The organism is Paraburkholderia lebeckiae, assembly GCF_050436225.1.
Classification (GTDB): Bacteria; Pseudomonadota; Gammaproteobacteria; order Burkholderiales; family Burkholderiaceae; genus Paraburkholderia; species Paraburkholderia tuberum.
Map to the genome: position 1 here is coordinate 2,654,894 of NZ_JBNDLU010000002.1, position 12,646 is coordinate 2,667,539.

The window sequence follows — 12,646 nt, forward strand, 5'->3', positions numbered from 1 at the left end:
CTGGCAGCTCAGGTTTTGGGGACAGTTTAAGGCGTACGGGAAATTATCTATATGCGATTTCATTCGCTTATGTATAATTCCATCAATGCCGGGGTTGCTGGCCAAAACCCACCCTGTCCCCTTCAATCAATTTTGTAGAGGTCTTCTGCCATGGCGACAGAAAAGAAGTTTGCTTCCCACGCGGACGTCGAAGAAAAGAAAGTCACGTTCGAACAGCTTTCTGAACATGCGTACGCATACACCGCTGAAGGCGACCCCAATACCGGCATCATCATCGGGGACGACGCGGTACTCGTAGCGGACACTCAGGCGACGCCGGTGATGGCTCAGGACGTGATTCGCCGCATTCGCGAAGTCACGGACAAACCTATCAAATACGTCCTGCTGACTCACTATCACGCGGTCCGCGTACTTGGAGCATCGGCGTATAACGCTGAGCAAATCATCGCCAGTCAGGACACCTACGACCTGATTGTCGAGCGCGGCGAGCAGGACATGAAGAGCGAAATTGAGCGCTTCCCGCGCCTCTTCAATGCGGTTGAATCGGTGCCCGGCCTGACGTGGCCCACGCTTACCTTCCAGAAAAAGATGACGCTCTGGATGGGCAAGCTCGAAGTGCAAATTCTGCAGCTTGGTCGTGGACACACCAAGGGCGATACGGTTGTCTGGCTTCCTCAGGAAAAGACTCTGCTCTCCGGCGACCTGGTCGAGTACGGAGCAACTCCGTATGCAGGTGATGCGTATTTCCAGGACTGGCCTGCCACGCTCGATGCAATCGCCGCACTGAAGCCCGAAAAGCTGGTTCCCGGCCGAGGCGCTGCTCTCAAGACGCCGCAGGAAGTGGCCGACGGTCTGGCGGGAACCCGTGCTTTCGTCAGCGAGCTCTACAGCAAGGTCAAGTCCGGTTCCAGCGAAGGCAAGGACTTGAACGCCATTTACAAAGAGACCTACGCTACGCTGAAGCCGAAGTTTGGCGACTGGGTCATCTTCGACCATTGCATGCCGTTCGACGTCACGCGAGCACACGACGAAGCAACGCGGTACCCGGACCCTCGCATCTGGACCGCGCAGCGCGACAAGGAGATGTGGGAAACCCTCGAGGGCTGACCTGCATCGCGCGCCGGCCTGTGTGCATCAGGAACGCACAGGTCGCTTCAAAGACAAGCTCAATCTGGAGTTTCCAAAGTGCAACAACCGACGCGAGACAAACCAAGTCGCCGTGAGCCTGCTCAGGCGGGCGCGCCCTGCAATCCATTACTGGAACGCGCATCGTCCGCATCTACGTTCTCTGCCCATCCAGTTGGCTACCAATCGGGATTCGCCAGCGAGTTCGCCACCGAAGCACTTCCCGGTGCTCTGCCGGTTGGTCGAAATTCACCTCAACGTGCGCCCTATGGGCTGTACGCCGAACAGCTCTCGGGTACGGCCTTCACTGCTCCTCGCTCCCACAACCGTCGTTCGTGGCTGTATCGAGTGCGACCAGCTGCGGTCCATATGCCGTTCACGCTGTTACAGAGCGACAAACTCGTTAGCGACTTCTCGAGTGTGCCCCCAACGCCTCCAAATCAGTTGCGCTGGGACCCGCTTCCGATGCCGGAAACGCCGACAGATTTTATTGACGGTCTGGTAACCATGGCAGGCAATGGTTCGGCGGAGGCGATGTCGGGTTGTGCTATCCATATGTACGCAACGAACCGGTCGATGACAGACCGGTTCTTCTACAGCGCCGACGGAGAACTGCTGATTGTTCCCCAAGCCGGTCGCCTGAGCATTGCGACCGAGCTGGGTCTCCTCGACGTGGAGCCACAAGAAATCGCTGTCATTCCGCGAGGCGTACGCTTTCGCGTCGAGTTGCCCGATGGCGAAGCCCGCGGCTATATCTGCGAGAACTTCGGCGCCCTGTTACGCCTGCCGGACCTCGGTCCTATTGGTTCGAACGGTCTTGCCAATCCACGCGACTTCCTGACGCCACTTGCAGCATATGAAGTCCGCGAGGGCAATTTTGAACTGGTGGCAAAGCTTAACGGGCATCTGTGGCGCGCAGATATTGGCCACTCACCGCTCGATGTCGTAGCGTGGCACGGCAACTATGCGCCGTACAAATACGACCTCCGACTCTTCAATACGATTGGCTCATTCAGCTTCGACCATCCGGACCCGTCGATTTTTCTGGTGCTGCACTCGCCGAGTGACACGCCCGGCGTTGACACCATCGACTTTGTCATCTTCCCGCCGCGGTGGCTCGCGGCCGAAGATACGTTCCGGCCGCCCTGGTTCCATCGAAACTTCGCCAGCGAATTCATGGGGCTAATCCATGGCGAGTATGACGCTAAAGCTGAGGGTTTCGTGCCCGGCGGTGCCAGCTTGCACAACTGCATGTCAGGCCACGGGCCCGACGCCGGCACGTTTGAGAAGGCATCGGTGTCTGACACAACAAAGCCCATGAAGGTCGATTCAACCATGGCTTTCATGTTCGAGACTCGCAACCTCATCAAGCCAACTCAGTTCGCCCTGGAGACCTCACAGTTGCAGGCGCAGTATTTTGAGTGCTGGCAAGGCCTCGAAAACAACTTCAATCCGGACGTCAAGTGATGCCAGTCAATACAGACGATACCCTGATGCTTAGTCGGACGACTGACCCGAGCCTCCGATGCTGGGTCGAGTCAGCGAATTCTGCCGATACCGACTTTCCCATCCAGAACCTTCCTTTCGGCGTGTTCTCCGACGACAAGTCCGACAGAGGGCGGGTCGGTGTTGCAATCGGAGACTTGATTGTCGACCTTTGCGAGCTTGAGTCCGCTGGACTGCTTGCCGTACCTTATGTGGTCACGGACGATGACGGCCTACCTAAAAGCGTCTTCCGCCAATCGCGGCTCAATGATTTCGTAGCCTTGGGGAAAGCGACCTGGAGCAGCATCCGGATTCAGCTGTCGACGCTACTGTCCTCGGACAACGCGACGCTTCGGGACGACGCCGAACTGCGAGAGCAAGCGTTCGTGCGCCAAAGCGACGCGGTCATGCGTCTCCCCTTCGACATACCCGGTTACACCGATTTCTATTCATCGAGAGAACATGCGACCAACGTCGGGGCGATGTTTCGTGACCCGAAGAACGCGCTGATGCCAAATTGGCTCGAGATTCCAATCGGATATAACGGGCGAGCGTCTTCGGTAGTAGTGAGCGGCACACCGATTCGCCGCCCGAATGGGCAGCGCAAGGGCCCCGAGGATGAGCGCCCCACTTATGGACCGTGCCGCAAGCTCGACATCGAGCTGGAAACCGGGTTTTTTGTCGGCGTGGGTAACACCCTAGGCACAACGATTCCCGCCGCGGACGCGGATGGTCATATCTTTGGAATGGTCCTCCTCAACGACTGGAGCGCGCGCGACATCCAGCAGTGGGAATACCAGCCCCTCGGCCCGTTCAACTCGAAAGGGTTCGCTACGACCATCTCTCCCTGGGTCGTGACGATGGAAGCACTCGAGCCGTTTCGCGTCGAACAACCACCGCAGATGCCGAAGCCCCTGTCATATCTGCGGGGTGCGACGCGCGCTGGCGTCGACTTACACCTTGAGGTGCAGTTGAAGCCAAAAACTGCTGCGTCGCCGACGACTATTGCCAGGACCAACTTCAAGTACATGTACTGGTCGATGGCGCAGCAGTTGGTGCACCACACCTCCGCTGGCTGCAACACACGGGTCGGAGACCTTCTGGGGTCGGGGACCATCAGCGGACCGAAATCCGAATCGAGCGATGACAAGATTGGGACGTTCGGCAGCCTGCTCGAGCTCACATGGAATGGGCAATCACCCCTTAAGCTCGACGATGGCGAGACACGGGGCTTTATCGACGATGGCGACGAACTTACTCTGACTGGCTGGTGTCAAGGCGATGGCTATCGCGTCGGGTTCGGTTCATGCGTCGGTGTCATACTGCCCGCGCTTGAGGTCCCCGTACAGGAGGACGGTGAATGAAGCTGTATAGCTACTTTCGCAGCTCAGCGTCTTATCGGGTTCGTATCGCACTCGCCTTGAAAGAGCTGCCGTTTCAGTACGAGGCTGTTCATCTTCTCAAAGATGGCGGCCAACAGCTCTCACCGGCATACCGTCGGGTAAATCCAGACGGTATCGTCCCAGCGCTTGAGGACGGACCGGAGGTTCTGACGCAGTCTCTGGCGATAATCGAATACCTCGACGAGATGTATCCCGGCCCGCCGCTTCTTCCGGGAGACTCCACCGACCGGGCCTACGTCCGCTCCGTTGCGCTTCAGGTCGCCTGCGAAATACATCCGGTCAATAATTTGCGGGTACTCCAGTATCTGAAGAAAAACTTCGGCATATCTGATGAGCAGAAGTCGCAATGGTACCGACATTGGATTGATGTCGGTTTCGGTTCATTGGAGGTGCGGCTTAGAGCGGAAAGACGCGTTGGAAAGTTCGCGTTCGGCGACGCACCAACTCTTGCTGACATTTGCCTGGTACCGCAAGTCTGGAACGCCCGCCGATTTGACATACCGCTGGACAGCTATCCGACAATCAAACGCATTGCCGACAATGCGTTTGATTTGGAAGCCTTCAGGCAAGCCGAACCCTCCGCCCAACCGGACGCGGAGGGTTGAACTGACCGTTCATCCCACGCTTGATGGTGCGGGGTCAACCGTCTCTGTTTTGTCGATGGGTGCTTACCCGCCGCGGTCGTGGCCATAAGGCATGGGAGACAGTGACGGCAACGCGGGCACTCGTTACGAATGAGCCTACGGTTTTCCACTGGCCGTCCGTAGCTGATAGATAATTCATCATCAACCAAGAATGAAGGCTGTGGTCGAGTTACGAATGGTCGCAACAACTATATAGCGCCGGAGCCTGGCTCCATGGTGCAGTTTGGAGACATCATGAGTGCAGGCTTTCAACACCCATTCCCTGCAACCGCCAATAGTGTCGCGCGAGGAAAAATCGTTAGCGCACAACAAGCCGTCAGACTGATTCGACCAGGAAGCACCGTGGCAACCGGTGGCTTCGTTGGTATTGGGTTCGCGGAAGAAGTCGCCATCGCGCTGGAGCAGCTGTTCCTTGACTCAGGCCGCAGCGGAAGCGACACGGCTCGAGACTTAACACTGGTCTACGCGGGTGGCCAGGGCGACGGAGCCAGTAAAGGCTTAAATCACCTCGCCCACGAAGGACTCGTTCGGCGGGTTGTCGGTGGCCACTGGGGACTTGTTCCTGGCCTCCAACGCCTGGCCGTTGAAGGTCTCATCGAAGCCTACAATCTTCCGCAAGGCGTCATTTCCCAGCTGTTCCGCGATATTGCCGCTCATCGGCCAGGTCACTTATCGACAGTCGGACTCGGCACGTTCGTCGACCCACGCAACGGTGGCGGCAAGCTTAACGCCCGAACGACGGAGGACCTGGTCAGCCTCATATCCGTCAACGGCGCTGATTGCCTTCTGTATAAAACTTTCCCGGTCGACGTCGCCATCGTGCGTGGCACCACCGCCGACGCGAATGGGAATGTGACAATGGAGAAGGAGGCGCTCACGCTCGAATCACTGGCCATCGCGATGGCCGCGCGTAACTCTGGCGGTATTGTGATAGTCCAGGTCGAGCGTATCGCCGAGTCAGGCACTCTGAATCCACGACAGGTAAAAATACCTGGGATTCTCGTCGACTGCATTGTGGTCGCAAAACAGGAAAACCATTGGCAAACGTTCACTGAGCCCTACAGCCCAGGCTTCGCGAGTGAGCTTCGCATCGCGACAAGTTCGATTCCGTCGATGACGATGAGTGAGCGAAAAATCATCGCCAGACGTGCTTCTTTCGAGCTGATGGCCAATAGCGTCGTCAACCTCGGCATTGGAATGCCCGAAGGAATTGCGAGCGTTGCTAACGAAGAGAAGGTATGCGACCTTTTCACGATGACGACCGAGCCCGGTGTCATTGGCGGGATACCGGCAGGCGGGCTGAATTTCGGCGCAGCAACCAACACCGATGCCATCATCGACCCGCCGTACCAGTTCGACTTCTACGATGGCGGCGGTCTCGACATCGCATTTCTTGGTCTTGCGCAGGTTGACCGCGAGGGCAACCTCAACGTCAGCAAGTTTGGGCCAAAGCTCGCTGGTGCCGGCGGGTTTATAAATATCTCGCAGGCGGCGAAGAAGGTCGTCTTCGTCGGAACGTTCAATGCGGGCCAGCTCAACGTGAGTATCAAAGATGGACGTCTGCAGATTCTCAAGGAAGGGGTCTGCCAGAAGTTTGTGGACGCAGTGGAACATCGAACCTTCGGTGGCCGTTACGCCATTGAACGCCAACAACCGGTCCTGTACGTCACAGAACGTTGCGTCTTTTCTCTTACCCGTGATGGTCTCGAACTCGTCGAGATTGCACCAGGGGTTGACCTCCACCGTGACATCGTCTCTCAGATGGGTTTCGCTCCCATCATGAAAGGTACTCCCCGCCTCATGGACGCGCGCATCTTTGAAGAGCGGCTGATGGGCCTGCGGACAATGTTGCTGCGGCTGAACCTCAGCGAGCGGTTCAGTTACGACTCAGAAAAGAACATGTTTTTCATCAATTTGGAAGGACACAAGGTATCGACGAGGGACGATGTTGAAGCAATCCGCGGCGAGGTTGAACATTCGCTCTCAGGACTCAATGTCCGACTCCATGCAATAGTCAATTACGACAATTTCTCGATAGCGCCCGAGGTCATCGATGCATACTCCAAAATGGTGGCCGGCCTTGTCGGACGATTTTACTCAGATGTGGCTCGGTATACGACAAGCAGCTTTCTGCGGATGAAATTGGGCGACGCGCTACAACAGCGCAGCGTCGCCACATATATCTACGAAAGTCCAGAAGAAGTGTCGTCCCATGAAACGCGCGAGAAATGACGGGCTTCAATCCATTTGCTGCAGCCCATGCGCGCGATTTCGCCGATAGACGTCGGTTGCGAGGAAATTGAAGCGGCCAGCGGTAGCCATGCCTCCTCAATCAGCGCTTCGCCCGTTCCGTTCAGAAAAAGAAGCCGCCGTCGTGTTACCAGCTAGTAGACAATGACTGTTCGAAATGGAGTCGTCGGAAGACCGGCTAAGCCGCCTCAACGAGAATAGACGAGTTGCGCCGGCGTGAGCCGCTTGCGAACCAATGAGGACCCTATGAACGTACGACGACAGGTCGTCTCAGCACGGAGCGGTCGCGCCGGTCACTGGCTAGGCGGGTCACCTTCGCGAGACTGCGCAGAGGGCAGCCAGGGAGTGCGCTAGACGACGGTGACTTCCGAAAAGCTTGACGCTTCCTTAAGGCAGCGCCGGCTTGATAGCAGAAACGCCGCTCGTGCGCACAGCCCTTCGACCTGGTTGCCATAAGCGCTACCCTCTGGGATATTCAGGGCCGTACAACAACACCGAGAAGTTTCATGGGAATCGCTGTCTTGAGTCAATTTTGGGGGCTCCTCGCTCACGCAAAGGGATTTACACAGATTAAAGATTATAAGATTACCGGAGTGCTCGACCGAGAAAACGCCTTGCCTGCACCACGGTTTTCAGAAGTGAATACCCATTTTCCGTGTGTGAAGGCCACGCAAAACGTGGGTGGAGGACAAGTCGTGTCGATGAACTTCGACAGAACGAGTGCGTCACGAGAACGATACGGAACGCAGCAACTGCAGCTATGTACCTGTTCGCATCAGACCGTCGTCCGGACATGTCGCAGAGTTTCAGCATCCTCATGTACGAGTTGATTGGTCGAACGGCGTGTTCTGATACATCAATCATCGGCGAAGTCTTGAAGGAGCGGTCATCGCGAAGGTGAACTTGCACCCGCCTTACCTAGAGCCGGGCGTCAAGCAGTCGAAGCATCGCCGCGGCACCACCCTCAATTCCGACACCGTGCAACGGATTGGTACTTCCCATGGCATTCGTGGACCCGGCTTCCGGAGAAGCAAGCTCTTTGGAACTGCCCATCAACGTTGCTAGTGAACACGAAGGCGCCATGGACCATGCGGTCCGCCCACCTGCGCAAAATCGCGAAACCTTCATGCGGTACGGTCTCGCGGTAAAGCTTCAGGCGGTGTCCGTAGAAGCCCCAGGCCAACTCAGGATGTTTCGCGAAACTTGCAGGGTTTGCCATGTCCTCGAACGACAACCCTTGGTGCTGAAGTGCGGGATAGGCACGCCAAAAGCCTTCGCTGCCGCGAAAGTCAGGTAGGCCCGAATCGACACCCATACCCGCGCCCGCGGTAATTAGAAGCCCGTCGGCCTCTCGCAGCCAGGCGGCAGCTTTCTCCAGCTTCTCGTCTTGCGAATCGGTCACCTCTCACTCCAAATAGATTACGACGACTGTCGACGAGAATTACTTGGACGTTCTGCCCAGTAGCGTGAAACGGTTTCGCCAGTGGTGGGACCCACCATGTGCGAGTATTGCGCATCGAGTTGATGCCGGCGAGCGAAAAAGGTCCCTGCCGAAAACGCTAGGCGCTTCGGCGTAGTGGAAGCCAGCAGAGCCGCGACGGAGAAATCATTGAGAACCTTGCTCGGGCAGAGCGGCAGTCGCTGACTCGAGCTATAGCGAACACAGCCCCGCCCGGCTTGGGGCATCGGACAGCAGCAGCGGTGAGGTATCATTGTGCGCATAAGTCACCACAGGACGCGAAATCTGATGGCTGTAGATTCCAGCTGGTTGGGCCAAATTGAACGTGAGTGGGCACAACTTCGCCAGTGCGACCCGTCACTCGACGTGGAAAGGTTCTTCCGGCACGTTGTGTCGGCAAACAAGGTCGGATTTCTCTCACTTGAATCTATCGCGGCCATTGCGAATGGCCTGCTCACAAGCCCGCTTTCGGGCGCACCTTACCTCGGCCGACGACTGATTGAACGGGTTGGCCCTGACCGGCACCCATCCCTCCGGGTCGCGCTTGCATTGTCTCTTGTCACGGAGACTGGTGGGCCTGCGGACTACGAGGGCGGGCACGTCATTCTGGGCGACGTGCTGAAGGATGATGCGGCGAGCGACCCGCTGCGCGGCATGGCGGCAGCGGCTCTCGCGGACAGCGCGCGGCTTGGTCGTGGCATGGACACCGACCTCGAGATGGCCAAGGGCATGTATGCCACGGCACTGGAACTTGGACACCGGCCGGCCGCGTACAACTTAGGCTTGTACTGGGAGGGACACTGGGATACGAGTGCTCCCGGCGACGTCGTCCCCGACAGCGCAAAGGCGGCACAGGCCTACAAGCGTGGTGGTTCGAACGCAAAATGCGCCGCCCGTCTGGACGCATTGCGAACCCGCTCGAGGTAAGCCACGCCAATCGCGAGTGCCGACGCAACAAAAAGCGAGCTCTGAGTGTGCTCGCTTACACGATTGGTTAAGCAGCCGCGACTTCCGACGCGGCCGCGACATTCGTCGTCGCGCCCACCTTTTTCGCCACAACCGCTTTCTTCGCCGGTGCCTTCTTCGCTACCGCCGCCTTTGTCGCGGGTTTCTTCGCGACGACTTTCGGCTTGCTCGCAGCGCCAGAATCTGCAACTCCGCTAACGCTAGCAATCAGAAACTTTGCCTGGTCTTTCGCACCGGCTAGCCACGCCGGAGCCGGACCGCGCCCGCTCCAAGTCGCACCGGACTTCGCGGCGCGATACTTAGCCGGCTGCGGACCTTTCGGCTGACCCGTGCCACCAGCGGCGCTGACTGACGACGAGACCTTCTTGCCCGCAGTCTTGGCCTTCTTCGCACTTGCCACGCCTGCAGCGACGACTGCATCGGCACTACCCTCAATCAGGAATTTGCTGCGGTCTTTCGCGTTCGCAATCCAACCCGGAGCGCGTCCGTGTCCGGACCATGTAGCCCCTGTCTTCGGGTCCTGATATTTCGCTGCGGACGGCTTGGCGATGACCGCAGATTTGGCACCAGGCTTCGGTCCACGTTTCTTGCCACCAACGTGCGCATCGATGTCGGCAGTCGTTAGACCATGCGTTGACATCAACTCGCGAATCTTTTCGATAACGGCACTCGACTTTTTCGCGATGAATGCGTCTGCTTGAGTCTGCAGTTTTTGGATTTTTGCTTGCAAGGATTCCAGAGTGGGCATTCCCGCCTCCGTAGTTGAGATGCCGGCACTATGCCACGCCAATGATGAGGTGCGCTACTTCTGGCTCGAAGGCGGAATAGATACCCGCCACGGTTGTCCAGCTTCGGCATCGAACCATTGAGTCTTGCGAGCAGATGTGCGCTGTACTTGCTGACTTCACCGGCCTCGCGACTTACACGCTAGGGGGGTCAATAAGTTCGATGGTTTCAACACTCTCCGGATGGTCCGCAGCTTGTCCGCCATTGCGCTCGACATCGCCAGCGGCCGCAACCTCGTTCGCCTGCACGCTTTCGGGGTCGCCATCAGTCAAATCAGCACGCACCTCCTCGACAGCCGTCACCAACGGCAGACTCACACCGAGCCACGAAACATCTCCCTTCAGCGAGCGTGGAGGCGTGTACCCACCATCCCCTCTGCGTTGCCGGTAAGCCGGCTCCGCAGGACGGTCGAAGCAAGACACTCACGCGCTTGCAAGACTAATGGGTCGGCGCGTCGAACAGGGACAGAAGCAGCCAGAGCATAATCGCCGCGCCCCCACTGTGGCAGGAGGAAATGCGGACGTTCGTTCGTTACTGCTCGCAAGAACGGTTTTTCTGGACCCTGCGTGGCACCCATGTTTGCTCGTAGAGGTGGCATGGCGGCGCGATTCGTGCGCCGTCGTTTTGTCCGAGCGGTTGCTTCCGAGGTTGCGTCACCGACGTCAGTGAAAAACGCGCCGACGATGAACACCGGACGGCCTGGCGAGTCCAATCAAATACCGACGAAAACACCTCCTATGCCGAAGAAAGAGGACGCCTGAAGAGAACCAGAAGCCAATTTCCGGACATCTCAAATTCGCGGACGACGCGCGATGTGGAGTTTCTTCTTCCTTCTCTGCTCGGATTCTCAGAGGTGTACGCGCCAATGGACATGCGTGCGCAGGGACCAATTTGAGGGTTGGCACCGTTCGCTGATTGCGCCGATGGGGGCTGTCGCCTACGCGTGAGCGCGTCAGCAAACTGGCGGCCCTTGAGGCTCGTGGTTGCGGGACAGACCAAGGAGCGGCAGATGGACGTTTCTCAATATCTGCAGGCGATGGAGCAACTTGAACGCGCGACGGAAAGCATCTGGAAGAATGCGCCGGAGCCATTCAAAACCCAGGCATTCAAGTGCGGCTGGGCGCTCGACGATACAAAGAAGCGCCTTCGCTCATGGGGTTACGATTTGCTTCGAGACCGCGACCGAATGTTGCTGGCTATGGCTGGCACGAACGCCCAGCGGCTGGAGGCACGCGGAGATTTTGAGAGAGCGTTAAAAGAGATTCAGGCCGCGATTCTCATCTTGCGCAATAGTCACGGCGGGCCGTTTGACGACATCGTCGGCGGTCCACTTACACCAGAGTAAGAGGCTGACTTGCGGCTCCGTGACCTCGGGCCGCCTGCAAGCGCGCCGACTATGGACACCGGACTCCTTCGCGAATCCAATCAGATACCGCCGAAAAATCCTCCGTTACCTAAGAACGAAGACGACTAAGGAGAACCAGAAGCATGTTTTCGGGTCTCTCGAATCTTGCCGACAAGCCTTGTTTTAGGATTCTTCCCGCCCTCGAACCGCGCGCAGGTGCGTGAGCCCGCCAACAAGAAGGCTGCCCTAGGCATAAGCGCGGTGAGGCTTCGAATCGGATTTGGCTGAAGTCTCGTACGTGCTCGTTGTGTCAAACCAGGCTTGATGCGTTTACCTGTGAGACGGTCTCAGGTTCCTTCTCATGCATCTCGAAGTAACAGTCAAGCGCGGCGAGCGTGATGTTTTCGAGCACGGCGGTGCGCGCTTCGCTCTACACCATGTTGCCAAGTGCTGTGACCTTGTAGCCCTGGTCGTCAAGACGTTCCTGGATTTCGTTGCAGCCTTCATAGATAGCGTCAAGCAGCATGGCCGGTCGCCGCTACCGAGTGGCGCAGCGCATCCGCGGACCAGCTCCTCAGAACATCCATTGCCCGCGTTGCGATGCGCCCCGACACGGAATAGGATTGCCTGACTGCCGCAGCAATGCGTGGGAGGCGAAGATGCATTTCTCGAAGAGACGGTCCAGCAATCGACGGTCGTGGGTCGCACCTCACGCGAAGGAACGAGTGAGTCAACGGTCTACCTTGTCGGCAACCTCTGTTCGAGAAATGGTGGACGCAGGTCGATGCGTGTCACTTGGGGAGGTTCCGCCCAACCGGCGCTGCTACCTCATCTACAGTAAAGTCGACGACCGCAGTTATGTCGTCGTGCAGGACATGGCTAACTGGGCTGTCATTACAGTTCTGCCCCTCTGGATGTGGAACAACGACGAGTTGTCGGAAAGTTCGCCGCAGGCAGACGAAGCTCGCAGGTTGGCGCTCGAACCACGCTCACGCCAGCCAAACCGAGAAAATGTCGGGTATCAGTCGCGACAGCCGACCGGCCTGTTCAGACGTCGACGATAAGCCCGGCCCGGAGCGTAACGATTCTCGCAGTTGCTTCGCGTAGCGGATTCGGTCTACGCCAATCGCCCACGCGCCATGAACGAAGGCGACCGGAGTAGCTTCTTCAGCATTGCAGGAGC

9 protein-coding genes and 1 pseudogene are annotated in these 12,646 nt (G+C 57.8%); 7 read left to right on the forward strand and 3 right to left on the reverse strand.

Going from position 1 to position 12,646, the window contains the following annotated elements; translation table 11 throughout:
• Nucleotides 1–150 precede the first annotated feature (150 nt).
• The 5 genes from OKW45_RS26780 to OKW45_RS26800 all read left to right on the forward strand — a co-directional run bounded on the left by OKW45_RS26780 (nucleotide 151) and on the right by OKW45_RS26800 (nucleotide 6,889).
• A complete protein-coding gene (locus OKW45_RS26780; protein ID WP_429472085.1) occupies nucleotides 151–1,107 on the forward strand; it encodes an MBL fold metallo-hydrolase in 957 nt (318 codons plus the stop codon).
• A gap of 150 nt (nucleotides 1,108–1,257) precedes the next feature.
• Complete coding sequence (gene hmgA / locus OKW45_RS26785; protein ID WP_429473368.1) at nucleotides 1,258–2,592, forward strand: homogentisate 1,2-dioxygenase; 1,335 nt, start codon at nucleotides 1,258–1,260, stop codon at nucleotides 2,590–2,592.
• Nucleotides 2,592–3,974 (forward strand): fumarylacetoacetase, encoded by a 1,383-nt coding sequence (gene fahA / locus OKW45_RS26790; RefSeq protein ID WP_429472088.1) that lies wholly within the window; start codon nucleotides 2,592–2,594, stop codon nucleotides 3,972–3,974. Before hmgA ends, fahA begins: the two co-directional genes overlap by 1 nt.
• The gene (maiA, locus tag OKW45_RS26795) at nucleotides 3,971–4,618 is read left to right on the forward strand and encodes a maleylacetoacetate isomerase (RefSeq protein WP_429472091.1); all 648 of its coding nucleotides are present in this window, start codon (nucleotides 3,971–3,973) and stop codon (nucleotides 4,616–4,618) included. Before fahA ends, maiA begins: the two co-directional genes overlap by 4 nt.
• A 273-nt stretch (nucleotides 4,619–4,891) precedes the next feature.
• Entirely contained in the window at nucleotides 4,892–6,889 is a 1,998-nt protein-coding gene (locus tag OKW45_RS26800; RefSeq protein WP_429472093.1) for an acyl CoA:acetate/3-ketoacid CoA transferase, read from the forward strand.
• Between the two features lie 1,000 nt (nucleotides 6,890–7,889).
• Here OKW45_RS26800 and OKW45_RS26805 read toward each other — a convergent pair.
• Nucleotides 7,890–8,222: pseudogene (locus OKW45_RS26805) on the reverse strand (SIR2 family NAD-dependent protein deacylase); the annotation flags it as partial.
• Nucleotides 8,223–8,654: 432 nt separating this feature from the next.
• Between OKW45_RS26805 and OKW45_RS26810 the strand changes: the two are divergent.
• Nucleotides 8,655–9,293: an SEL1-like repeat protein gene (locus tag OKW45_RS26810; RefSeq protein WP_429472095.1), complete on the forward strand. Its 639-nt coding sequence runs from the start codon at nucleotides 8,655–8,657 to the stop codon at nucleotides 9,291–9,293.
• Nucleotides 9,294–9,360: 67 nt separating this feature from the next.
• On the opposite strand, the gene OKW45_RS26815 is transcribed toward OKW45_RS26810, so the two are convergent.
• Together OKW45_RS26815 and OKW45_RS26820 are read right to left on the reverse strand one after the other, a co-directional pair.
• A complete protein-coding gene (locus tag OKW45_RS26815) occupies nucleotides 9,361–10,080 on the reverse strand; it encodes an H-NS family nucleoid-associated regulatory protein (protein WP_429472097.1) in 720 nt (239 codons plus the stop codon).
• A gap of 172 nt (nucleotides 10,081–10,252) precedes the next feature.
• Nucleotides 10,253–10,435: a hypothetical protein gene (locus tag OKW45_RS26820; RefSeq protein WP_429472099.1), complete on the reverse strand. Its 183-nt coding sequence runs from the start codon at nucleotides 10,433–10,435 to the stop codon at nucleotides 10,253–10,255.
• Between the two features lie 692 nt (nucleotides 10,436–11,127).
• On the opposite strand from OKW45_RS26820, the gene OKW45_RS26825 reads away from it, so the two are divergent.
• Nucleotides 11,128–11,463 carry a hypothetical protein gene (locus tag OKW45_RS26825; protein ID WP_018419065.1) on the forward strand — a complete coding sequence of 112 codons (336 nt, stop codon included), beginning with the start codon at nucleotides 11,128–11,130 and terminating at the stop codon, nucleotides 11,461–11,463.
• The last annotated feature ends 1,183 nt before the right edge of the window (nucleotides 11,464–12,646 follow it).